Source organism: Halocella sp. SP3-1 (assembly GCF_003953885.1).
Classification (GTDB): domain Bacteria; phylum Bacillota; class Halanaerobiia; order Halanaerobiales; family DTU029; genus Iocasia; species Iocasia fonsfrigidae.
This window is the reverse complement of sequence record NZ_CP032760.1, coordinates 3,464,878-3,488,403: the sequence shown is the minus strand read 5'-3', so window position 1 is coordinate 3,488,403 and position 23,526 is coordinate 3,464,878. Positions and strand designations below refer to the sequence as shown.

Annotated in this window: 23 protein-coding genes; 22 read left to right on the top strand and 1 reads right to left on the bottom strand. The window is 36.7% G+C overall.

Features of this window, described 5'->3' with window-relative positions; genetic code table 11:
- Positions 1-100 precede the first annotated feature (100 nt).
- The 21 genes from D7D81_RS16590 to D7D81_RS16495 all read left to right on the top strand — a co-directional run bounded on the left by D7D81_RS16590 (position 101) and on the right by D7D81_RS16495 (position 20,464).
- Complete coding sequence (locus tag D7D81_RS16590; protein WP_125991143.1) at positions 101-1,240, top strand: hypothetical protein; 1,140 nt, start codon at positions 101-103, stop codon at positions 1,238-1,240.
- A gap of 6 nt (positions 1,241-1,246) precedes the next feature.
- Positions 1,247-1,618 carry a hypothetical protein gene (locus D7D81_RS16585; RefSeq protein ID WP_125991142.1) on the top strand — a complete coding sequence of 124 codons (372 nt, stop codon included), beginning with the start codon at positions 1,247-1,249 and terminating at the stop codon, positions 1,616-1,618.
- Between the two features lie 12 nt (positions 1,619-1,630).
- Entirely contained in the window at positions 1,631-2,254 is a 624-nt protein-coding gene (locus D7D81_RS16580) for a DUF1833 family protein (RefSeq protein ID WP_125991141.1), read from the top strand.
- Entirely contained in the window at positions 2,241-2,633 is a 393-nt protein-coding gene (locus tag D7D81_RS16575) for a C40 family peptidase (protein WP_125991140.1), read from the top strand. The genes D7D81_RS16580 and D7D81_RS16575 overlap by 14 nt, the downstream gene beginning before the upstream one ends.
- Before the next feature lie 5 nt (positions 2,634-2,638).
- Positions 2,639-6,313, top strand: coding sequence for a TipJ family phage tail tip protein (locus D7D81_RS16570; RefSeq protein WP_125991139.1), 3,675 nt, complete (start codon positions 2,639-2,641; stop codon positions 6,311-6,313).
- A 12-nt stretch (positions 6,314-6,325) separates the two neighbouring features.
- Positions 6,326-8,650, top strand: a complete 2,325-nt coding sequence (locus D7D81_RS16565; RefSeq protein ID WP_125991138.1) for a hypothetical protein — start codon at positions 6,326-6,328, stop codon at positions 8,648-8,650.
- Positions 8,650-8,925: a hypothetical protein gene (locus D7D81_RS16560; RefSeq protein ID WP_125991137.1), complete on the top strand. Its 276-nt coding sequence runs from the start codon at positions 8,650-8,652 to the stop codon at positions 8,923-8,925. Before D7D81_RS16565 ends, D7D81_RS16560 begins: the two co-directional genes overlap by 1 nt.
- Before the next feature lie 382 nt (positions 8,926-9,307).
- The gene (locus D7D81_RS16555) at positions 9,308-10,480 is read left to right on the top strand and encodes a phage tail protein (RefSeq protein ID WP_205739258.1); all 1,173 of its coding nucleotides are present in this window, start codon (positions 9,308-9,310) and stop codon (positions 10,478-10,480) included.
- Positions 10,481-10,491: 11 nt separating this feature from the next.
- Positions 10,492-11,118 carry a hypothetical protein gene (locus D7D81_RS16550; protein WP_125991136.1) on the top strand — a complete coding sequence of 209 codons (627 nt, stop codon included), beginning with the start codon at positions 10,492-10,494 and terminating at the stop codon, positions 11,116-11,118.
- A gap of 165 nt (positions 11,119-11,283) precedes the next feature.
- Complete coding sequence (locus D7D81_RS16545) at positions 11,284-11,718, top strand: phage holin family protein (protein WP_125991135.1); 435 nt, start codon at positions 11,284-11,286, stop codon at positions 11,716-11,718.
- Between the two features lie 30 nt (positions 11,719-11,748).
- Positions 11,749-12,123, top strand: coding sequence for a DUF5675 family protein (locus D7D81_RS16540; RefSeq protein WP_125991134.1), 375 nt, complete (start codon positions 11,749-11,751; stop codon positions 12,121-12,123).
- A 5-nt stretch (positions 12,124-12,128) separates the two neighbouring features.
- On the top strand, positions 12,129-12,287 hold the full coding sequence (locus D7D81_RS19640; RefSeq protein WP_164522314.1) for a hypothetical protein: 159 nt from the start codon (positions 12,129-12,131) through the stop codon (positions 12,285-12,287).
- Positions 12,274-12,708, top strand: a complete 435-nt coding sequence (locus tag D7D81_RS16535) for a hypothetical protein (RefSeq protein ID WP_125991133.1) — start codon at positions 12,274-12,276, stop codon at positions 12,706-12,708. Before D7D81_RS19640 ends, D7D81_RS16535 begins: the two co-directional genes overlap by 14 nt.
- A 437-nt stretch (positions 12,709-13,145) precedes the next feature.
- Entirely contained in the window at positions 13,146-13,652 is a 507-nt protein-coding gene (locus D7D81_RS16530; protein ID WP_125991132.1) for a hypothetical protein, read from the top strand.
- Between the two features lie 218 nt (positions 13,653-13,870).
- Positions 13,871-14,761 (top strand): LysR substrate-binding domain-containing protein, encoded by an 891-nt coding sequence (locus tag D7D81_RS16525; RefSeq protein WP_125991131.1) that lies wholly within the window; start codon positions 13,871-13,873, stop codon positions 14,759-14,761.
- Positions 14,762-14,778: 17 nt separating this feature from the next.
- Positions 14,779-15,936, top strand: a complete 1,158-nt coding sequence (rffA, locus tag D7D81_RS16520) for a dTDP-4-amino-4,6-dideoxygalactose transaminase (protein WP_125991130.1) — start codon at positions 14,779-14,781, stop codon at positions 15,934-15,936.
- Positions 15,926-16,669 carry a glycosyltransferase family 2 protein gene (locus D7D81_RS16515; RefSeq protein WP_125991129.1) on the top strand — a complete coding sequence of 248 codons (744 nt, stop codon included), beginning with the start codon at positions 15,926-15,928 and terminating at the stop codon, positions 16,667-16,669. The genes rffA and D7D81_RS16515 overlap by 11 nt, the downstream gene beginning before the upstream one ends.
- Positions 16,670-16,706: 37 nt before the next feature.
- The gene (locus D7D81_RS16510) at positions 16,707-17,951 is read left to right on the top strand and encodes an ATP-grasp domain-containing protein (protein ID WP_125991128.1); all 1,245 of its coding nucleotides are present in this window, start codon (positions 16,707-16,709) and stop codon (positions 17,949-17,951) included.
- 5 nt (positions 17,952-17,956) lie between these two features.
- A complete protein-coding gene (locus D7D81_RS16505) occupies positions 17,957-18,955 on the top strand; it encodes an ABC transporter substrate-binding protein (RefSeq protein WP_286170412.1) in 999 nt (332 codons plus the stop codon).
- Entirely contained in the window at positions 18,942-19,715 is a 774-nt protein-coding gene (locus D7D81_RS16500; RefSeq protein WP_125991127.1) for an ABC transporter permease, read from the top strand. Before D7D81_RS16505 ends, D7D81_RS16500 begins: the two co-directional genes overlap by 14 nt.
- Positions 19,712-20,464 (top strand): ABC transporter ATP-binding protein, encoded by a 753-nt coding sequence (locus tag D7D81_RS16495; RefSeq protein ID WP_125991126.1) that lies wholly within the window; start codon positions 19,712-19,714, stop codon positions 20,462-20,464. Before D7D81_RS16500 ends, D7D81_RS16495 begins: the two co-directional genes overlap by 4 nt.
- On the opposite strand, the gene D7D81_RS16490 is transcribed toward D7D81_RS16495, so the two are convergent.
- Complete coding sequence (locus D7D81_RS16490) at positions 20,448-21,995, bottom strand: ArnT family glycosyltransferase (protein WP_125991125.1); 1,548 nt, start codon at positions 21,993-21,995, stop codon at positions 20,448-20,450. The genes D7D81_RS16495 and D7D81_RS16490 overlap by 17 nt on opposite strands.
- Before the next feature lie 617 nt (positions 21,996-22,612).
- Between D7D81_RS16490 and D7D81_RS16485 the strand changes: the two genes are divergently transcribed.
- Positions 22,613-23,524, top strand: coding sequence for a sulfurtransferase (locus tag D7D81_RS16485; protein ID WP_125991124.1), 912 nt, complete (start codon positions 22,613-22,615; stop codon positions 23,522-23,524).
- The last annotated feature ends 2 nt before the right edge of the window (positions 23,525-23,526 follow it).

The following is a 23,526-nucleotide window of genomic DNA, read 5'->3' as shown; positions in this document are numbered from 1 at the left end:
GCAGCAACCATAAAAACCCTTTTTTGGTGATGTTTGTTTCGTAAATAAATATGGCTAAATGTCTTAGAAAAAACATGTATTTATAGAAAGAGGTGATAAAATGACCACTGAAACGCTTGCATCACTTGTGGACTGGATAAAACAAAAAAATGAACAGTTTAATAAAGTCATAGACGAAGCCGATAAGAAACTACAAAACTTTAAGGAGACTGTAGCAGAAGTAGGAACAACAGCTACAGAAGCATTTGAAGGTATAGCTACAGTTGGTAAATATTTTGTTGATACAGCCAGTGAGGCAGAAGAATTTAGAAAAGTCTTAGATGTATCTTGGGGAGAGTTAGCAGGAATTGCAGGCTTGTGGACTTTATATAGCTATTTAGTCAAAATAAGAAATGAAATCACAGGCCTGGGTAAAGATATTAACAGCACGACATTAGAACAAGTAGAAACTGAAATAAGTAATAAAGTTGATAAAATAGAAGATATAGCTAACCAGATAGCTTCAATGAATGTAGAAGAAACTATATCAGGACTCATAAGTAACAAAGTTCAAGATTGGACAAATTCTTTTACTACTGGCATAAGTAATGCAATCACGAAGGCAAAAAGCTTTCTTGCTAGGCTCACTAACATAGCTGATCAGATGGTTTCAATGAATATAGAAGAAACCATATCAGAGTCTATAAGTAACAAACTTAAAGATTGGGTAAGTTCTTTTACTGATAGTATAATTAACTCAATCGTAACAGAAAGTTTTCTTGATATGCTTACTAACATAGCTACCCAGATAGCTTCAATGATTGGTGGGCTTACTAACATAGTTACCCAGATAATTTCAATGATTATGCAAACTATATTAACGCCAATAAATTACTTGTTTAGCGGGCTAGGCCTGCCTATTGCTCATACAGGCGGATTAGTCACAGTTAATGGTATAGAAGGTTTCCGGAAAAGTGGTATGACAGGGACAGGGGCTTTGCGGTCAGATGAAAAGTTAGTCAAAACTAAAGTGGGAGAAATTATCCTTAATGAAGACCAGCAAAAAGGTTTGATTAATACTCAGAGAATGGGTTCTGCGACACAAGCAAATGTTAATGTTGAAGTTATTAATAACACTGGAACCCCAATTAAGACCCGTAAAGAAGTACAATTTGATGGAACTCGTACGATAGTTAAGATGTTCATGGATGGTTATGCCAGAAACATGGAAGGAATTCAAGATATTTTCAAAAGAAGGTGATTTTAAATGGCACTAGCAGTATTTCCCGATATAATCCCACCCATAACTCCGGAAGATGAGCCAGAAGACCCGGGAATTTCTACCCAGATGGAAGATGGCATGGTGATAAGTAGGGCGCGCTATACCAGGTCGCGCCTTACTTTTTATTTAACATGGGGCGAAAAAAACGCATTACCAACGGAAGATAAAGAAACACTATTAGACTTTTATCAGAATATAGTGAAAGGTAGCAGCGAAATGTTTAAGTGGACATGTAATTCAAAATTTAGTTCATATTATGGCCAAACATTCACAGTACGGTTTACAGGGTCGGCTCCGCGCTTTGAAAAAGTTACTTATGGTTTTTGGGGAACAGAGATAACATTACAAGAAGTATAAAAGGGGGCACTAATGTATAGCTTAAGTGCAATTGCAAAACTAGAAAAGAACAAAATATCATCTACTGGGACCTGGTTAGTATTGATAGAAATACAGTTTCAAGGTGAGACAATTAGAGTAGTGAATAATAACGAAGATATAGAGTGGCCTACTGGTTCTGGAACAATCTGGACTGGTTTTCCTTTTGAATTAGGAGAAGTTAGTGAGAATTCTAAGGGAGAGCTGCCGTCCCTGCAATTGAAAGTCTCCAATGTCACCAGAACCATTCAGCAATATCTGGAAGAATATGCCGGTGGTACAGATGCTACGGTAATCTTAAGGGTTGTCATGTCAGAACACCTTGAATTAACAACACCTGAATTAATAGAAACGTTCAGCGTAAAAAGTACAAGCACTAGTGCCCAGTGGGCTACTTTTAATCTAGGTCCTGATTGTGCAACTACCCAAAGGATACCTCCTGATCGCTATATGCAAAATTTTTGTCCTTTCAAGTTCAAAGGTATCAAGTGCGGATATAGCGGGTCTGAAAGTTCTTGTAACAAGACATTAGCCTCCTGCCGGGTCTGTCATAATAGCACCCGCTTTGGTGGAGAACCAGGCATACCAGGGGCAGGTGGCTTATATGTCTCAAGTTAACTTTGCGGACTTGTTGGGAAAACCATTTGTTAATGAAGGTAGGGGTCCAGAGGAATATGATTGTTACGGTTTAGCAAGAGAAGTATTTGGTCGTTTTGGTATTAAACTTCCCGATTATAGAATTTCCTGTGAAAACGCCAGCAGTATTAATTCTACCATAGATACTGAAAAAGTAAGTACCTGGCAAGAGTGTGAAGATTCACAGGTACCATCTCTGCTTGTCATGAGGTTCAATAGTCACTTATATAACCATGTCGGGGTATATATTGGTTCCGGGAGATTTATTCATACAGCAGAAAAAACCGGGGTCAGAATAGAGAATATCAATAGTCTATACTGGCAGCATAGAATAGAAGGCTATTACATTCCGAGGAGGTGAAATAATTGATTAATCTAGTAACTATTAAAAATCCATTCAAAACAGATAGAGAGATTAAACAGGTCAATTACATTCCCGAACAACCTGTTTTTTCATATGTGCAGCCAGATTTTATGGGTATTGATGTAGTAATATCTCACAACGGTCAGATTGTTTCTGAGGAAGAATACCAAACACTAATCCCTGTTCCGGGTGATTATATTGCTGCTTGCCCTGTTATTGAGGGCGGTGGTGGAGGTGGCAAGGATATAGGAAAGACTCTTGCCGTTATTGGGCTTTCAATAATAACTATGGGCGTTGGTTCAATGGCTGCTGGTGGTGCTTTTATGGGTATCGAGGCTGTAGGCGTCGCTAATTGGGGAATAGGTTCATGGGTAGCAGCCGCAGGGGTTCAAATTGCAGGAGGATACTTAATTAACCGTATGTTTCCGATTGGTCAAATGAGCAGCGATTATGAGATGGAGCAGACTTATGCTTGGTCTGAACAGTCCCCAATTGATACAGAAGGCAAAGCTATACCTATCACTTTTGGCACAGTTAGAATGGGAGTTATGGCCCCTATTCAAATGCTATCGAGACATGTAACAGCTAATGGCAAGAAACAGTATATGAACATGTTATTATGTGGTGGAGAAGGGCCCATTGACTCTATAAGTGATCTAGAGATTAATGATAATCCTTATACAAATTATGATGGTGTAACATATGAAACTAGGTTGGGAACTAATGACCAGTCTGTTATATCAAATTTCAATGATACGTACTTCACTCAATCAGTTAGTTATGAGTTAGAGAAAGGCGCTTCTCCGTCAGTTAATCAACTAGATGGCGAGTATGAAGGAATAGAAGTGACACTTAATTTCCCGTCAGGTCTCTATGATTCTGATGATGGAGATATAGACGACAATTGGGTTGATGTAGTATTGAGATACAGACTTGTTGGCAGTTCAAGCTGGAAATATTGGGACAAAAAGAGAATTTCAGGTGAATATACTTATGCTTTCAAGAGGTCATACACTATACATAATCTACCCAAAGGTCAATATGAAGTGTCTGCCCAATGCACCGGTATAGACCATGAAGGTACAGGAGACGCCAATACGGTATATTGGACAGCATTAAGCGGGATAATCTATGATGATTTTGTGTATCCAAACAAAGTACTTGTGGGTTTGAAAGCATTAGCAACTGATCAATTATCCGGCAATATGCCAACTATACACTGGACACAAAGTAGAAATAATGTATGGGTGTGGAATTCATCAACTAACAAATATGAAAGAAAACCAGCCAATAATCCAGCTTGGGCCTGTTATGATTTGATTCATAGGTGCCGGTATTTGAAAAATGTTAATACGGGGCAGTGTGAATATGTTGTTTCAGGAATTCCAGCAGCCAGGATTGATTATCAGGCTTTCGCTAACTGGGCGGCTTTTTGTGATGATAGGAAAATATGTTTCAACGGGGTAATCTATCAGACTAAGACGCTCTGGGACTCTCTTGAAGAACCAGAAAAAGCAGGCAGGGGTAGAGTCTTGATGAGAGGGACACGTTTCTCCTGTGTCTGTGATGCCCCGTCAGAACCTGTTCAGCTCTTCAATGTCTCTAACACCGGGCTTGATAGTTTTCAAGAAGAGTTTTTAGGCACAGAAGATAGAGCCAATGCCCTGGAGATAACCTTTTCCAACATTGACAATAACTATGAAGAGACCACTATACCGGTCTATGGCCCGGGTTATGATGAATCTACATCTATCGAAAACCCGACACAGGTCACACTTGATTCTGCTATGACATTAGAGCAGGCTTATCGGTACGGGGCTTATCAATTGAGAGTCAATCACTATATCAATAGAACGGTATCGTGGACAGCTGATATAGATGCTATTGCCTGCCAGGCCGGAGATGTTGTGCTAATACAGCATGATGTACCTAGATGGGGAGAAGGAGGAAGAATAGTGTCTGCTACAGCTGGAACAGTAACCCTTGATAAGGAAGTAGCCCTTTCTCCTGATACAGATTATTCTATTATGATAAGACTACAAGATGATACCTTAATAGAGAGGTCTATCAAGGGTGTAACAGAGGAAACTACAACAGATACATTAACATTTACTGGATTATTTAGTTCTATACCGCAAGAATATGATATATATTCATTGGGGGAAGTTGAAAAGGTTGCCAAACCTTTTAGGCTGACGTCTATTAGTCGAGCAGATGATTTTAGGTGCAATTTGCAGGCGACAGAGTATATAGAAGAAGTATATATTGAAGCAACAGATATACCAGTAATTGACTATACTACTGATAGTTTGTTTTTTGAAGTAGAAGAATTATCTGTAGAAGAAGAAACTTTTGTACAAGAAGGCGGGAGTACAACAAGCCAACTCTGGTGTTCTTGGACAGCCCCGCGTGGAAAAATGGCTGATGAATATTATATATATTATAGTATAGATAATGATAATTGGAATTACGCAGGGAGCACTAGGGAAAATAAATATGTTATCAATTCTGTTAGAATCGGTAAAATATATCGAATAAAGATTTGTACGCGTGTCGGTGTTCATATTTCATCAGGTGTTATATCCAATTATATCTATATTTCTGGGGTTGATAATCCTCCAGACCCTCCCAAGGATTTTACAGCGGCCCAACAAAAAACATCAGTAGTTTTCAAATGGACACAAGTAAAGCCAGACGTAATCGGATATGAAATAAGGAGAGGAACTAACTGGGATAGTGGGGAAATATTAGGAACTAACTTAACAGGGGATACCTGGTTAGCAAATAATGAGGTTGACGGTACACACAGATATATGATTAAATCTATTGACCGTGTGGGACAATATTCAAAAAACTATACTTCAGCCATTCTTGAAGTCAGGGGCACAAACAAAGATTTGAATGTAATGGCCGAAAGAGACGAGTTAAATTATGCCGATAATGCAACGATGAACAATATGGATAAAATCAATGACAGGGTAACATTTCATCATATGTTCTCATTAGACGACCTGGAAGGATATTCGCTTGATGATTGGCCTGACCTTGATGCGTTTGCTAATGGATTGCCAGATTACAACGGATATGCTGAATATATATCAGAATCCATTGATACGGGTCATATCGGGAAAACAGGAATTAGGCTTAATGTTGATTGGTTTTTTACTGATCCGTCATTAAGTTTGTTGAGCTTTTCTGATTATGGGCTTGATGATTTCCCAAAACATACACTAGATAACCCTCCTGCTATATATGCAAAAGAAATATATATCAGATTAAGTAATGACGACGAAGAATGGACAGAGTGGCAGAGTTATGTATCAGGAACATATGAATTTAGATATATCCAGTTCAAAATTACATTTCAAGTCGAAACAGATACTGCTAATTTTGATTTTAATAAGTTTGTCGAAATATTTGATGTGCCAGATATTGAACTAGAAATAGAAAATATAACCGTTCCGATTGGAGGATTAACATTAACTTACAGTGATTATGATACTTATTTTTATAACACCCCGAAAGGATATAATCATTTCATTACACAGGATGGCTCAACAATGAAATATGCAAAATTCACAAATAGAACAAATGAAAGTGTTGATATACAGGTGCTTGATATCAACAACAATGATGTAGGCGGAACAATAGAAAAAATAACGATAGAAGGATATTAAAGGAGTGATAAGATGGCACAGACTTTTCATGGTTCATTAGAAGACATGGGTGTTAATGGCCCAACATTAAAAACATATTTGTACGAGAATTGGCAAGCAATAGTAACACAATGGGTAGGAGAAAACCCGCCTGACAATCCTTATTCCGGCCAACCGTGGTTGGATATTTCAGAAGGGTGGAGTAATGCTGTTCTCAAGTTTTGGAATGGCTCAAGTTGGATAGAGGCCACTAAAAACAGTACAGTAAACAGTGATGTAGAGCTAGCAAAAGGTAGCAAAAACACATTGTGGGAAAGATTAGAGGTGTCGCTTAATGAAGATGGCACACTCAAATCAAGTCAAGCAGAAAACTTAACAGAGTGGGTTGATTCAGCATTATCAGCTACTTATGTCAGCACTACAGAATTCAGTGTGGGAGGTGATCAGACAGATATATTCGTACAGAACAGGAAAATTAAGGCTACTCTTGATGCTAGTGTTGTATATTCAGCAATAGATTCATCTAGTTATGATGGTGCAGCGGATGAGACAACTATTACATTAGTTGATAGTGTGCTTGATGACACCGTTCAAAAAATAGAATACGGATTAGTCAAACCCGGTGATACCGGAGGGATGCCAATAATTGAACAAGAAAAACCTGAGATAATAAACGATGCTTTCAACGATTTTATCTTAGAAGGTATTACCCCTACCCAATCAGATAGAACAGTAGACACTACATCAGGCTATGCATATTTTGATTCTGAAAAAATAGATGTGCCTGTTTCAAGTACTATATTCACTATTCCAACGCAATTCAGACATGATATTCTTTCTTTGGATTCAAGTGGTAATCTCGTTAAAACTGAAGGAACCGAAGGACAGAGTGTTAAGGCTTTTAGGGTTGAGGAAAGTGGAATTATAAGCCGGAAATATGTTGGGGTACCTAGAGACTTACAATATTTTGTTAAGGTGTGGAATAGTGGGGTTACTGGAGATATAAGTACAGGGTGGCGTAGTATAGTTGTTAATGAAAGTTCTAATGGATACTATTTATATACATACACAACAGATAAAACTTATTATATAGGTTTTGTAGGGACAGGACTTGATTTAATTACACGTACTTCTACTAATGCTGGCATATTAGGTGTTTCTGTGGATGGTGGCACAGAACAAACTGTAGATTTATATGCTATCGAGGACACTTATCAAGTTACGTTTAATTTGTGTAGTGACTTAGATTTTGGATACCATGAGATAAAGCTAAGGTGTACAGGTAACAAAAATGTTAATTCAAGTGGAGTATATGTATTTATTGACGCTTTTGACATCTACACTCCAGACTTTTCAACCTCTGTCCCAATAGGTAACCAACCAGTAGCTAGTATGTTATCTATCCCGGAACCAAGTACTATGTCTACAATACCTACTAGGCCAGATTCTAACGAAAAAAAAGGTTGGGCAAGGTATGAGGCAGAACAGTATGGCGAGTTTTTCGGTAGCGGGTGGACGGAAAATAATAACGTTTTTAACTCTAATACTATAAGAATTGAAAGTGCTACAACAGACGATTATTGCACGTTTAAGTTTAAAGGTATAGGGGTAAGATTAATAACTTATATTACTAATAACGGAGGGATTGCAGAAATAAGTATAGATGGTGTTATAGATACAACAATAGATACCTATTCTTCTAGTGTTATTGAACAAGCTGTCGGATATGAAAAAATATCATTATCAGATGAAGAACATGAAATAAAAATACGTGTTACTGGAAATAAAAACAGCGGTTCAAGTGGAAATATTATAAGAGTAGATGCTTTCGAAGTCCACAAACCTATTATGCTATTTGAAGATACACGAATAACTACACCATTAATTAAGAAACAGGATAAACTCCAATATATCCTCATTCAAGACCAAAAACCTAGTGGGGCAAGTGGGGGAACATTCACGAGCGGAGCGTGGAGAACTAGAGATTTGAATACTATTGTGCAAGATGATACTGGGGAAGTTGTATTGAGTAATAATCAATTCACATTACCTGCTGGAAGGTATATTATACGTGCTAGTGCACCAGCCTATAGAGTTGATTGGCATTATATACGATTAATGAATATAACGGATAATGTTGTAGAAAAAATAGGAAATAATGCTTATTCTCTATCAACTACTGATGGTACACTGGATATAAGTAATCTTACGAAAACGTTAATTGTTGATAATAATAAAATGTTTGAAATACAACATAAGAGTCAAACATCTTATAGCGCTAATGGCTTTGGTGTACCACATGGTACAGATTCTGAAATCTACACAACAGTAGAAATTATAAGGTTAGGTGATGCTTAATGCAAGACAATGAAGGAAACAAAATCGACATAGCTTTGATGGTAGAAAAATTACTAGGCGCAGGTGTGAAATTTCGTATGAGTGGAACATATCAACAATTGCAGGATACATGGGAGGATACAGTAACTATACCAACCGAACAAGAAATAGAAGACGCCTGGGTAGACTATCAAGAAGAATTAGCCAATTATGTACCCCCTGCTACTTCAGAAGAAAGGATAACCGATCTTGAAAATGCGATAACCGATATCTTGGGAGGTGCGGGCAGTGTATAAGGAATATAACATTAACATATTTGTTAGAGTGGTGAAAAGGCGCATGAAGGAAGAAAGAAAAACTGCTGATGAGGTGCTGGTTGATTATCCAGCGTTGACTGTGGAAGATATAGCAGATATTAAGGCTAAGTTGTGAGACTTGTTTCTTAATGAGTAGGAGTGATTTATCATGCCAAAACAAAAATGCGAAATACAGTAGTGTTGCAAGAAAATGATAATAGAAATTAGATACATTGTTGAAAAATTAGTCGTAAATTCATCATTCCAATTAATTATATCGACAGTTGAAAGTATAATCACATTGCTAGGTTTTGCTGACCGTCACTTTTGTAAGGGTGATATTATGGCTATTGTGAAGGAAGTATATTAAAGGAGTGATAATATGACGCAGACTTTTCATGGTTTATTAGAAGATATGGGTGTCAATGGACCAACCTTGAAACAGTATCTCTATGATAATTGGAGGGCTATAGTAACACAATGGGCAGGAGAAAACCCTCCTGATAATCCTTACTCTGGACAACCGTGGTTAGATATATCAGAGGGATGGAGTAAAGCATTATTAAAAATGTGGAATGGTACAAACTGGGTAGAAGCCAGTAAAAACAGTACAGTAAGCGATGATGTTGAATTGGCCCGAGGTAGCAAAGATACCCTTTGGGAAAGACTAGAGGTTGCTTTGAACGAAGATGGCACACTCAAATCTAACCAAGCGGAAAACTTAACAGAGTGGGTTGATTCAGCATTAACGGCAACTTATGTTAGTAGTACAAAATTCAGTGTTGAGGGAGACCTGACAGATGTATTTGTGGCTAACAGAAAAATCAAGGCTACTCTTGATGCAAGTGTAGTATATTCTGCAATAGATACATCTAACTATGATGATACAGGAGATGAAACAACTGTTACATTAGTTGATGATGTATTAAATGATACATTGCAAAAAATAGAATATGGATTTGTAAAGCCTGGTGATAATGGTAGTTTGCCAAAAATAGCTGAAACGGTTAATGCTGATACACTAGATGGAAAACATTATTCAGATATCCAAGGTTGGGTACAAACTTGGATTGATAAAAATGTTGATACTGATATTCCTGCTGGTTCAGTATTTTGGTTTGCTGCACAAGATCCTCCATCCAGCTATCTCGAATGCAACGGTGCAGGAATATCAAGGACAACATATTCAGACTTATATGATGTTATTGGTAGCATTTTTGGTGAAGGTGATGGCGAGAGTACATTTAATATACCTGACCTTCGTGGGGAATTCATTCGTGGTTGGGATAATGGTCGTAATGTAGATGTTGGGCGTGTGTTGGGGAGTTGGCAGGAGGATGTTTTTCAAGGCCATTGGCATAGATTAAGAATGGAATACGACCAATCAGGAGGCGGGGGCTATCGTAAACCTCTGCCAAATCATTCAAGGTACTCACCCAAAAATATAAATGATTGGGTGAGGCAACCTATAAGTGATGGGGTTAATGGTACTCCAAGGATATCTAATGAAACCCGTCCCCGCAACGTGGCTCTCTTACCATGCATCAAATATTAGGAGGTGTAACCATGAAAATATATCATTATCATAGAGAAACAGGAGAATTGATAGGGGATAGTATAGCTAGAGAAAATCCGCTGGAGCAGGGAGAGTATCTCATCCCTGCTTATGCGACAGATGTAGAACCACTTGCAGTGGGAGAAAATGAGGCAGCTATTTTTGATGAAGCTATTGACTCATGGACTATAGTGCCTGACTATAGAGGCCAAACTTTCTGGGATGCTGATAGAAATAAGCACGAAATCACAGAATTAGGAGTAGAACCAAAGGATGGCTGGCTTACAGAAGAACTACCACTTACCGAGGAGGAATTAGCAGAGCAATTTGAGACTAAGAAAGAAAATATGATATCACAACTGAAAAATAATGCTAACAAAGTAATCACTAGTAGGTTCCCGGAATACCATCAAATTAACCTGTTGGACGGAACAAAAGAAGACATTCCTGACGGATGGGATAGTACGGTTCGAGTGTCAGATTATGCAGTTATCAAGGAATTCAAGCAGAATATTATTACAGCTAATAATGATATCGAAAGCAATATAACTGCATTAAGTTATCTTGAGAATTCAGTTGATGACCTGGAATCAATTAGGATAAGTCAGGACGACATAAAAATTGGAGCTGGTTATTAATGAAAAGACAAAAATGTGAAATATACAGTAGAGTAGTTGGTTTCTTGACTCCAGTTTCACAGTGGAATAAAGGGGAAGAAAGAGGAATTCCAGGACAGGAAAACATACGATAAGCAATTGTAGACCCGCTAGGGTCTTTTATTATGCTAAAAATGGGGTAAGAAAATGACAATAGACATTAGATATATTGTTGATAAATTAATTGAAAATCCTTCAATTAAGTTAATTATATCAACAGTTGGAAGTATAATTTCATTTCTAACCGGGGGATTTGGGACAATACTAAGATCATTTGTGGCATTACTATTTCTAGACTTAATTACAGGTGTTGCAAAATCATATGTGGAACATCAGCTGTCAAGTGCAATAGGCCGGCAGGGCGGGAAGAAAATATTAACCTACATTATCATAATAATATTTGCTAATCTACTTGACCAGGCTGGGCTGAAAGGTGTTCGTTCTTTTGCTATATTATGGGCTAGTGTTACGGAAGGTATTAGCATTATTGAAAATACTGATGTATTAGGGTTCCCCTGGCCGCCTTTCTTGAAAGAGAAATTATTACAGACAAAGGAAAAAAAATTTGGTGGTGCTAAATGATTACAATTACTATACAGCGGCATAACAAAAATGAAGTTTGCACATAAGGCTACTAGTACTAAAAAGAGCGGAATAGTTACTGGTTATATTCTGGAACCACCGGACATAGGAAATGGGGTAGGAAATGCCAGGAATAAGCCTGATGTAAGTTGTATTAAAGCTGATACTTACCAAGCTGGGTTATATGAGAGCCCTGGTTTTCATACTATGGTTATTTTGCTCCAAAATAAATACGGTCGGGAATGGATAGAAATTCATCCTGGTAATTACCCCCGAAATACAAAAGGCTGTATCCTGGTTGGTGAATTACCGGGTAGAAATACTGTCTGGAAGAGCCGGGACAAGCTGGCAGAGCTGATTGAGTTTTGCGGGAATGATGAGATTATAGTTATTGTGAAGGACTGATAATCATGAATAGATATAAATCGAGAAAATTCATAGTAGCAATAGTGGTGATAATCCTATCATCATTTTTTTTGTATTTTGGGAAACTCAACGCTAATCAATGGATAGCAGCAGTCAATATATCTCTCTATACTGGTGGGAATGTTGTCCATGAAGATTATTAGATTAGAACATAAGTCGTTGCGAGACATGGTTGTTGCTACAGAGTCAGAGATGGATGAGAGAATAGACCAAACCAATCAGGAAATGCAGGAATATTTTAATCAGCTATTAGAAGGATACCCTACTTCAAACGGAACATGGGAGAACCTGCTAGAAAAATATGAATTCTCAGGGAGAAATGTGAAAATGAGAAATACATTAATTAGTGTTGTGTTAAGCCAGATGATCAACTTTCTCAAAGGGGGTGATATGGTGGAAGAGTATATTTTGGCCTTTGTTAAGACTATCATGGAAAATACAGATATTGATGACACTGTATATGATATAGTAGCTGATAAAGTTAAGGAAACTATTCCTGGTGAAGAATATGAGCCGATAATTGGTAAAATTTTTGTTGGAATTGGGACAAGGTTGCAAGATTGAGGAATAAACCCAGTGATAATCTGTTGATTTTTTTACTAAAAGTGAATAAATATATAATAAGTAATATACATTAAAAACAGACTATGTTAATATTATATTTAGTTTGATTCCCGGGGAAACCCGGGATTTTTTTCTTTCATGGAGAAAAAAATTCTTTAAAATTTTAATTCTAAAAATTTAATCCATAATTTGTAATAACACAGAGAATATAGTATAATATTAACCATAATATAGCATGATTTCCGTTTTAAGTGAAATAGAAATAAGAAATATTATGCTCGACTAAAACTAATTACCTTTGATTAATAAGGGGAGCAATAGAAGATTGGTATATACAAAGACATTTCAGAAGATAAATGATAATTCTCTCAGTTGAGGGATTTTTTTATTTAAAAGCAACAGGTTAATAAAAGATTATTATGATTGGGGGTTATGAGATGTCTAAGAATCGCACATATAGTATGAGTGAAGGTATGGCTGTGGCCAAACAGGCCAGTAATGATATTGAAGAATGGTTATGCAAATTAAATAATACTGTTAGTGTTGAAAATGTAGAAAAAATTCCTGAATATCAAGAAAGAGATATCGATTTAATCTGGAAGACTGAAAAGGGAAAATATCTGGTCGAAATTAAAGGAGATAGATGGCACCAGACAGGTAATTTCTTTTTTGAAACCTATAGTAATAAAGATAAAGGAACTCCTGGATGTTTCATATATTCTGAAGCTAATTTGTTTTTTTATTATTTTGTTAAGCCCAAAACATTATATATCTTACCAATGGAAAAAACCAGGCAGTGGTTTGGAAAAAGAATTGAACAATTTAAAAAATGTGAAACCACTACTCCAGTTGGAAAGGGTCGTTTTTATACAACTGTAGGCAGACTAGTACCTATTAAAAGAATTTTAAAAGGAATTTCTGAAATTAAAATATATAGTTTGTAAGATAGGAGATATAAGGTAGGAATACCAAAATTATTTGATATAAGAACTTGTTATAACAAACAAAATATATTATAATTTAAGCTAGAAACCGAAAAAATTCAAAAAATTTAATTTTTTATATAGATTTGTTATAACTTATCCTGGACCTAAATATTATTACTTGTCTTGTTAATATGAAAAATCCGGTATAGATTTTAAAATTTAAAGGAGTGGAAATTGTGAATATTGAATCTCTGGAGTATTTTAAAAAGATTGCTGAGATTAAAAGTATATCCAAGGTTGCGAATAAATCTCATATTTCTCAACCTGCCTTGAGTCAGCAGATGCAAAAACTTGAGGACTCTCTAGGTCAAAAACTTTTTGTGCGTAGTAATAGAGGGGTTAAACTCACCCAGGCTGGTGAATTAGTATTGAAATATGCTGATAATATAATCAGGACTTATGATAAAATGCTTATCGGGCTGGAAGAACAGCAAAAGAGTGAGATAAAAATTGAGGCTGATTTTACTATTGCTACTTATTGTTTGCCCTGTGCCCTGCTAAAGATGCAGGACAGATTTCCTACTCATAATTATAATCTCATCTCAGGTTCTTCAGATGAAATTGAAGGGGATGTATTCAATGACATATGTGAGATCGGTTTTATTACCAGACCTTCAAATGAAGAAGACCTGGCAAGCCAACATGTGATTAAAGAAAAAGTTGTTTTAATTTCTCCAAAGGGTTATGATATCTCTAAAAAGTTATATCTTGAAGAAGTTTTTAATCATCCATTGATAATATTAAAAGATGAATGTATAATAAAAGAGAATTTTCATCTGGCTTTAAATGACCTGGGATATAATATTGATGATTTAAATATAATTGCCAGAATGGAAACAACAGAGGCAATAAAGACACTTGTACAGAAGGGATATGGACTGGCTTTTGTACCTTATAATGCTGTCAAAGAAGAATATTTAGATAAAGAACTACAGGTATCAACCATCAAAGATTATAATCTGGACTATAATGTCTTTATGATTACCAAGAAATATGAGAAATTAAACAGTACCATCCGTGAATTTGTTGAAGGTTTTAATAAAATGGGAAAAAGAATTTGTTGTTAAAAGATAGGGATTATATAATGCAGATACCATTTAACAAGCCGTACTTGACCGGAAAAGAACAAAAATATCTAGAAGATGCCCTCCAGAGGAGAGAACTTAGTGGTGATGGTTATTATACTGAAAGAGTAACTTCACTTCTGGAAAGGAAGTTTTCACTGGATAACGTTATGATGACTACTTCCTGTACACATGCCCTGGAAATAGCAGTAGAATTAATTGAGCTTAAAGAGGGTGATGAAGTTATTATGCCTTCTTTTACTTTCCCTTCCACAGCCAATGCTGTCATTAAACAGGGAGCCAAACCAGTTTTTGCTGAAATAAAGAAAGATACTTTAAATATTGATCCTGCTGACCTAGAGAAAAAGATAAGTAAAAAAACCAGGGCAGTTATCCCGGTTCATTATGCCGGGATTGCCTGTGAAATGGATGAAATTGCTTACCTGGCTGAAAAGTACCGGTTGTATATAATTGAGGATGCAGCCCAGGGGGTTAATGCGCGTTATAAAGATAAATACCTTGGTGGAATTGGAGATTTGGGCTGTTATAGTTTTCATGCCAGCAAAAATTATGTTAGTGGTGAAGGTGGGGCCCTGGTAATAAATAATAATAACAGCTATTTTAAAAAAAGGGCTGAAGTCATCAGGGAAAAAGGTACAGATAGATCACGCTTTTTAAGGGGAGAAGTGGATAGATATACCTGGATCGACCAGGGTTCAAGCTATTCACCAGCTGAATTGTTAATGGCTGTACTTTATGCTCAATTAGAAGAGATGGATCAGATTAAAAATATGCGCCGAAAAATATACGAAAAATATTATAATTACCTGAAACCGTTTTTAAAGACCCCTTTTCTTGATAGTATGTCATATATTCCAGAAAATAGGGATTCTAATTATCATATTTTTTATCTAAAATTCAGTAATAAAGAAGTAAGGGATCTGGTGATTACTAGCTTGCAGAATAGAGGGATTTCTGCAGCTTTTCATTATATTCCTCTCCACAGCTCCCCCATGGGGCAGAAACTGGGTTATCAAACCTATGATTTAGCACTAACAACAGAAGTAGCAGCTACTATTATGAGGCTTCCCTTATATCCAGAACTTACTGATCAAGAGCTGAGATATATACTGGAAAACACTGCTGATGTTCTGGGGAGTTGTAAGTATGGGAGATAGTATTTCTGTAGTTATACCTGTCTATAATGCAGCAGTTTCCCTGGGGGAATTATCTCATAGGTTAAGCACTACTCTTTCCGAGATAACTGATGATTTTGAGATTGTCATGGTAGATGACTGCAGTAGGGATAAGAGTTATCAGCAGATCCTTGAATTACACAAAAAAGATCATAGAATAAAAGGGATTAAACTTGCTGAAAACTTCGGCCAGCAGAATGCACTTTTCTGCGGTTTTAATTATGTTAAGGGTGATTATGTAGTCACCCTTGATGATGATCTCCAACATAGTCCGGAGGATATAGTTAAATTATATGATCTTATTAAGCAGGGCTATGAAGTAGTCTATGGAATATCAGAGGATAGAAAATACAGTCTTTACAGGAACATAGGGTCAAAGATGACGAATTTCTTATTTAATTTAATTACCTTCAAAAGATCAAATATAAGAGTTAGTAGTTTTAGAATCATAAAAAGGGGACTTATTGATAAAATAATAGGACAGAAGACTGCCTTTGTCTATATTTCGGCTATTATATTACAATATACTGATAAGATTGCTAATATCCAGGTCAGCTATCATAATCGCCGATATGGTAAGTCAAATTATAACTTTATAAAACTTCTTGGGCTTTTTCTTAGACTCTATATATATTATGGTAGTTTTTCAATGTTGAAACTATTCAGGTCGAAAAAACCACCGTATATTATTGCAGAAAAAATTGGTTTTAATTAAAACACTTAATCAAATTAGATATAAGGGGTTATTGATTATGAGACTATTGATTCTTGGCGGGGGCAGTGGTCAGCTGGCTGCTATCAAAAAAGCAAAGGAGAAGGGACATGAGGTGATTGTCTCTGATTATTATGAAGACGCCCCTGGTAAAAGCTATGCTGATTATGGAGAAACAGTAAGTACCTTTGATATAAGGGGGAATATAGCAGTAGGTAGGAAATATAATATTGATGGGGTGATGACATCAGGGACAGACCAGCCTGTTTATACAGCAGCAGAGGTAGCATCAAGCTTAAATCTCCCTTTTTTTTTATCCCTTCAAACTGCTAAAGCTGTAACCAATAAAAGAGATATGAAAAATAACTTTCGTAAATATAATATTCCTACAGTTAAATTTAAAATACTAGCTAAAAATTTCTCTGCAGTGGAACTGGACGGTTTTGATTTTCCTGTGGTTATTAAACCACTTGATAATCAGGGACAGCGCGGGGTTTTCAAACTAAATTCTCTCACGGAAATAAGGGATAAATTTCTGGAAGTCTTAGAATTTTCCCAGGAAGAGGAGATTTTACTTGAGGAATATTATGATAGCAAGGAGATTACAGTCAGCGGCTGGGTACATAAGGGACAGTTATATATCTTAACGGTAACAGACCGGATTAGATATGGAAATTCATTACATATCGGGGTCTGTACAGCACATATTTTCCCCTCTTCTTTTCTAAGGGGGTATTATCAGGAAATTATGGTAATTTCCCAAAAGATAGTTCAGAGTTTTAAGATAAAAAATGGTCCGATATATTTCCAGATGCTGATTGGTGATGAGGGAATTAAGGTCAATGAGATAGCCTGCCGTATTGGAGGTGCATATGAAGGCGATTTTATGCCACACTTAACCGGAGTAGATATCCTGGATTTAATGGTTGATTTGTCACTGGCTGATGATCTGAAAATTAAGCATCTTCAAGATTATAAGCTGCTTAATAATAAAAAATGGCTTTCTGTACAATTGTTTTTTGCTAGACCAGGCAGGATAGGTAGGATGAGTAGTGTTGATGAGTTAACCGGTCTACCGTGGGTTATGCAGGCCGGGTTTAATTTTAGCCAAGGTGATAGGATCGGTAAAATAGAAAATGCCACTGAAAGGGCTGGCTATTTCATTGTAGAGGGAAAAAACAGAGCAGGTCTTAAAGAGAATATTAGTAGGGTCTATAATCAGCTTAAAATATGTGATAGTTCTGGAAGGAACCTGGTAATGAGGGAACTGGGTGAGGTTTTGTGATTGGAATGGAAGTCTGTAGGAAAGGAAGTATTAATTTTATGAAGAAAGCAGCTATTTTATTACTAATAATACCTATATCTATAGTTATATTAAGCAGCTGTGCTAGAAAAAATAGTGAAAACACTGTTACTATAGCAGAGCAGTATGGGCTGGCTTATGCCCCTGTACAGCTTATGAAGGATAAAAATATTCTGGAGGAAAATATAAATAATATTGATGTAAAATGGAAGAAACTGGCCAATACAGCTGCTATCAGAGAGGCCATGCTGGCTGGAGAGGTTGATATAGGTTTTATGGCTATTCCACCTTTTCTGATTGGGAGAGATAGGGGGATGGAGTGGAAGATAATCAGTGGTCTTTCTATGAGCCCCCTGGGCCTTATGACTTACAGAAAAGATATCAAGACATTAGCAGATATTAGTGAAAATGACCGTATTGCCTTGCCTCAACCGGGTAGTATCCAGCATATCTTGCTGGCTATGGCAGCTGAGAAAGAGTTTGGTATTGCTGATCGTTTTGATGACCAGCTTGTAACCATGGCCCATCCGGATGGGATGAATGCCCTGCTGTCCAGGAAAGAGATAACAGCACATTTTACTTCACCTCCCTATATATTTAAAGAGAGTGAGGAAGAAGGGATCCATCAGATCCTAAGTAGTAAAGAGGCTCTGGGCGGTGAATTTAGTTTTATTGTAGGAGTCGCTACAGAGGAATTTTATAATAATCAGCCGGAAATATACAGGGCATTTGTAGAATCACTTCAACAGTCTATAGAATTTATTAATCAGAATCCAGGGGAGGCGGCAGGTCTACTTACTGAAAACTATGCACTCTCTGAAGAGGAAATAGAGAAATATATTACCTGGCCTGGTATGAGTTATACAATGGAAATTCGTGGTTTAGATCAATTTATTAATTTTATGCAGGAAGCTGAGTATATAGATTCTAAGAATATGGAACTTTCTCAGTTAATATGGGAAGTAGATTTATATGAAAAAGAGTAAGATCTTACAGAGAGTTTTCTGGATTATTCTACTGGCATTGGGCTGGCAGTTAATATTTTGGAGTGGGAGATTTTCCCCCTTGGTTTTTCCTTCATTGTTAGAAATCGGTCAAGTACTTATAGAATCGCTTATTAACGGCGAACTTAGCCGACAGTTACTCTTTTCTCTATCTATTATTGGCCAGGCCCTCTTTATTAGCCTACTACTTGCTTTATTTCTATCACTTACAGCACATTTTTCTGAGAATATAGCTGGACTGATAGATACCCTGGTAGCTCTTGCCCATCCATTACCGGGAATCGCCCTGATGCCTTTGGTACTTATCTGGTCTGGTGCCGGACGTCAGGCCATTCTGGTGATTATTGTCCACTCAGTATTATGGCCGATGGTTTTGAATCTGAGGACTGGTTTTAGTTCTATCCCTGAGATATATAGGCTGGTTGGACAAAATTATGGTTTAAGTAGGTTACAGATATTGTTCCAGATTATGGTTCCGGCTGCACTGCCGTATTTTCTGGCTGGTTTGAAAATTGGCTGGGCCCGGGCCTGGCGAGCATTAATAAGTGCTGAAATGCTCTTTGGAGCAGTCAACAGTGTTGGTGGGTTAGGGTGGTATATTTTTCAGAAGAGGGTATTTTTTGATCTGCCCGGGGTTTTTGCCGGTATAACTGTGATTGTGATCATTGGTATTCTGGTTGAGGATTTTATATTTGATAAAATTGAAAATAAGACAGTCCAAAAATGGGGAATGGAGTCATGACAGAATATCTACATCTAAAAAACATTTACAAAAGCTATCGAAATGGAGAAGAAAATGGAGAAAAGTTTGTTCTGGAAAACATAGATTTTACTATAGATAGAGCTGAGTTTGCAGCGGTTCTGGGTCCTTCAGGATGTGGAAAGACTACCTTATTAAAAATAGCTGCTGGGTTTATGGAAGCAGAACAGGGGGCTGTGTATTTAGCAGGAGAGAAGATTAGCGGACCTAGTGTAGACAGAATTATGGTTTTTCAGGAGTTTAGACAGCTCTTTCCCTGGAAAACAGTTCTGGATAATGTGATCTTTGCTCTGCAAGCAAAAGGCATTGGTAATAATTATGCAGAAAGGAAAAGGATGGCTTGCAGTTATTTAAAAAAGGTGGAACTGCCAGATGTTTTTAATTATTATCCCTATCAACTTTCCGGGGGTATGAAACAAAGGGCTGCACTGGCCAGAACACTGGCGGCTGATCCTGAAATAATGCTGATGGATGAGCCTTTTGGGAGCCTGGACAGCCAGACCAGAAGTAATCTGCAGAACTTGCTGATAGATATCTGGCAGGAGGCCGGGAAGACAATACTCTTTGTAACTCATGACATAGAAGAAGCATTAGTTCTGGCAGATAAGATTATACTTATGGAAAGTAACCCTGGCCGGATAAAAAAAATTATCAACAATAACCTTGACAGACCGCGGGATAGAGTTAGTACTGAATTTATCCGCTTGTATAAAATTATTGCTGCTGTTTAACCTGGTATATTTTAATTTTCCATTCCTGTTTACCTATATATCTTGTGATTCTTATCCCGTATGTTTTATTTGTAAATTCATGAACAAGTTGGCAGTTATTATCCAGAAATTCTTTCATATCCTGATAATAGGGATAGATGTTCCCGTATAGTATATTCCAGACCGGTCGGTTATTATAAATAAAATCCATTTCTTCCGGGTAAATAATATATTCGATTTTATTGGTATTGATATAATCTTTAAACTCAAGATTATTTTCTTTCAGAAAGGCAAGATTTCTGTAGTCAAACAGCCGGCCGTTATTAAAATAGTAATCGGCATTGAGGTTGGCCAGGACCCGCTTATTTTTACCGACCACACTGGATATTTCTCTAAGATAATTATCATAATTATCATGGCTGTCTGTTGTCAGAGTAGCTGTTGTGTTCAAGGCCAGGACAATTATGAGAATTGTAGTAATAATATACATATATTTTTTCCTTACAATAGAGATGATGTTTAAGAGCATAAGGTAACAGACAGGAAAGATAAAGATAATACTTGTTTGATTGTATCGTCCAATAAGTACATAAGCTGTATTTATTCCTAGAAAAATTAAAAGTAAGGGGATATTTTTTTTATCTTTTTTTAAAAGCACCTGTAAAATAATGAAAACAATTGTCGGGGCAAAAAGGGCAAACTGAAATTTGACAGGGGGAATATAATAGGTACCACTGACTCTATAAAACAGCTTTTGATAAAAGTAATCCAGTCTGTCAAACCTAGTTAAAAATGAGCTAAAAACACCGAGTTTTTGACCATAGCTGCTATAGTTTTGTATAAAATTAGCATCGAAGTGGAAGCTTAGGGTTACAAAAAACAAAGCTATTCCTGCCAGGGTTCCCCAAAAAGCAAGGTAATTATGTAATTTGATTTTTTTAGTGATCAAAAGGTTATAGGTATAGAGGACTATAAAGGCCAGAGCGATAATAAAGCTGTTGGGATGAATGCCTATTCCTGTTCCCAGCATTAAGCCCATGACAATATCCTGCCGGGTTGTATTTTGATAGCGATATTTAGATAGAAAATAGGTCAGGGCTATTAATAAGATTAATAAAAGTATAATCTCTTGTCTGGCAAAATGTGCGGCATAAATAAATTGAATATCAAGTGACATGATAACAGCAGCTGTGTTGGCCAGGATGTCTGACCTGGTAAAATGTTTTGCTAACTTATAAAATAGATATAAAGCCGCTGTGCCGGCTAATAGTGAGATGAAGCGGAAGGTGAAGATACTATAGCCCATCAGTTTTATAAAGATTATCTGGATTAAGTGAAATAGTGATTTGACAGCATGGGGATGTCTGGGGTAGAGATCAAAAAAGGGTTCAGTGACAGAAAGGTCTTTTTCTGCCAGTATATTTCTGGAAAGACCGCTTAACCAGGCTTCATCTGAATGGACAAAAGGGAAGTTTGTTAGAAAGAACAGATTTGTGACAAAGAAAATTATCATAATGATATGTACTGCTTTTAACTTTTCAGGAAATTTCATCTAAATACCCCCAATCTATCAATATTATATCATCTTAATTTTATTTCGGTAAATAGATTATCTAATAGAGTTTGTTCGAAAAGTATTAGTATATATCGCCAGGGATTATATATCCCTTTACTCAACGGTAACACCTTAACTTCGTTCAGGGATATATAATCCCCTATTTATATCTTTTCGAACACATACTAATAGTTGAGTAATTATGTGGTGTTTGAATTGTGGATAATTTTAGAGACCGACCAATATATTTACTTACCTTGTCGTGTACCGCAGGCACTCCGCATCTAAGCAGAGCGTACAAGAAAATTAGGGTTGCACTACGGCGTCCATGATGCCTGCCTCCAGACAATTTCTAGAGTCGTTCAGTAAATATATTGGTCTGGTTTATGATAAGTAATTAACTTTGAGTAAAAAGTGGTTAGAAGAAAACACTAATGATTGTTGATTAAGTTTGGATACCGTAAGTTAATTTTTCTATCAACACCATATTAGATAATCAAATACACTATAATAAAAACTTATACCTACAGAGGGGATTTTTGTATTATAATATTAGTAGAGATTGTGCTTAATTTAACAATATAAAATTGACAAGTAATATTGGAGGTGGAAGAGTGAATAATATATCAAAACTTTTATTACTTATCATGATCATACTTATAACAGTTACAGCCTGTACAAGTACAAAGGCACCGGGAGAAAAGGGGCAGGAGATTATTAGTGCCAGAGATACCCTGAAATCTATCTCAGGAGAAGAGGCTGTACTGGTAGATGCGCAAAATTCAAGTGCTTATAAGGATGGTCATGTGGAAGGTGCAGTCAATATCAGCAGGAATGATATTACTACCTTTGGCCCATTCCCTAACATGCTGGCGCCAGCAGAAAAAATAGAAAAAGTATTGGGTGAAAAGGGTATAGCAAATGATTCCACAGTAATTGTTTATGACAATAATAACAATATGGATGCAGCCAGATTATGGTGGACGATGAAAGTTTATGGCCATGAAGATGTTAAAGTAGTAAGTGGTGGGCTTAAAGCACTTCTTAAAGCTGGAGCAGAGAAATCTACTCTTATGGCTGATATGTTAGCAGTAAAATATGAAATAACAGAAAAAAATGAAGAGATGTTGGCCAGCAGGGAAGATGTCAAAGCTGAGGTTAATAATCCACAGGATGATGTAGTATTACTGGATGTCCGAACCCAGGAAGAATATAATGCAGGGACAATTCCTGCTTCAGTTCATTTGAATTATGAGTATAATAATTTTGATGATGGTACATTTAGACCTGTAAGACAGATTCATACTTTATATAGAGACAAAGAAATAACACCTGAGAAGACGGTCATTATGTATTGCAAAACCTCTATCAGGGCTGCTCAGACATACCTTGCACTATATAATGCTGGTTATAGGGATTTGAAGATATATGATGGAGCCTGGATTGAATGGTCTTCAGATACTTCCCTGCCAGTTGAAATACCTGATGGTACAGGGATTAAAACTAATTTTCAGGATGGGTCTTAAAA

Bases quoted from the DNA above. Each gene is read 5' to 3' on its own strand.
- D7D81_RS16590 (WP_125991143.1), top strand. From the start codon at position 101: ATGACCACTGAAACGCTTGCATCACTTGTGGACTGGATAAAACAAAAA.
- D7D81_RS16585 (WP_125991142.1), top strand. From the start codon at position 1,247: ATGGCACTAGCAGTATTTCCCGATATAATCCCACCCATAACTCCGGAA.
- D7D81_RS16580 (WP_125991141.1), top strand. From the start codon at position 1,631: ATGTATAGCTTAAGTGCAATTGCAAAACTAGAAAAGAACAAAATATCA.
- D7D81_RS16575 (WP_125991140.1), top strand. From the start codon at position 2,241: ATGTCTCAAGTTAACTTTGCGGACTTGTTGGGAAAACCATTTGTTAAT.
- D7D81_RS16565 (WP_125991138.1), top strand. From the start codon at position 6,326: ATGGCACAGACTTTTCATGGTTCATTAGAAGACATGGGTGTTAATGGC.
- D7D81_RS16560 (WP_125991137.1), top strand. From the start codon at position 8,650: ATGCAAGACAATGAAGGAAACAAAATCGACATAGCTTTGATGGTAGAA.
- D7D81_RS16555 (WP_205739258.1), top strand. From the start codon at position 9,308: ATGACGCAGACTTTTCATGGTTTATTAGAAGATATGGGTGTCAATGGA.
- D7D81_RS16550 (WP_125991136.1), top strand. From the start codon at position 10,492: ATGAAAATATATCATTATCATAGAGAAACAGGAGAATTGATAGGGGAT.
- D7D81_RS16545 (WP_125991135.1), top strand. From the start codon at position 11,284: ATGACAATAGACATTAGATATATTGTTGATAAATTAATTGAAAATCCT.
- D7D81_RS16540 (WP_125991134.1), top strand. From the start codon at position 11,749: ATGAAGTTTGCACATAAGGCTACTAGTACTAAAAAGAGCGGAATAGTT.
- D7D81_RS19640 (WP_164522314.1), top strand. From the start codon at position 12,129: ATGAATAGATATAAATCGAGAAAATTCATAGTAGCAATAGTGGTGATA.
- D7D81_RS16535 (WP_125991133.1), top strand. From the start codon at position 12,274: ATGAAGATTATTAGATTAGAACATAAGTCGTTGCGAGACATGGTTGTT.
- D7D81_RS16530 (WP_125991132.1), top strand. From the start codon at position 13,146: ATGTCTAAGAATCGCACATATAGTATGAGTGAAGGTATGGCTGTGGCC.
- rffA (WP_125991130.1), top strand. From the start codon at position 14,779: ATGCAGATACCATTTAACAAGCCGTACTTGACCGGAAAAGAACAAAAA.
- D7D81_RS16515 (WP_125991129.1), top strand. From the start codon at position 15,926: ATGGGAGATAGTATTTCTGTAGTTATACCTGTCTATAATGCAGCAGTT.
- D7D81_RS16510 (WP_125991128.1), top strand. From the start codon at position 16,707: ATGAGACTATTGATTCTTGGCGGGGGCAGTGGTCAGCTGGCTGCTATC.
- D7D81_RS16505 (WP_286170412.1), top strand. From the start codon at position 17,957: ATGGAAGTCTGTAGGAAAGGAAGTATTAATTTTATGAAGAAAGCAGCT.
- D7D81_RS16500 (WP_125991127.1), top strand. From the start codon at position 18,942: ATGAAAAAGAGTAAGATCTTACAGAGAGTTTTCTGGATTATTCTACTG.
- D7D81_RS16495 (WP_125991126.1), top strand. From the start codon at position 19,712: ATGACAGAATATCTACATCTAAAAAACATTTACAAAAGCTATCGAAAT.
- D7D81_RS16490 (WP_125991125.1), bottom strand. From the start codon at position 21,995: ATGAAATTTCCTGAAAAGTTAAAAGCAGTACATATCATTATGATAATT.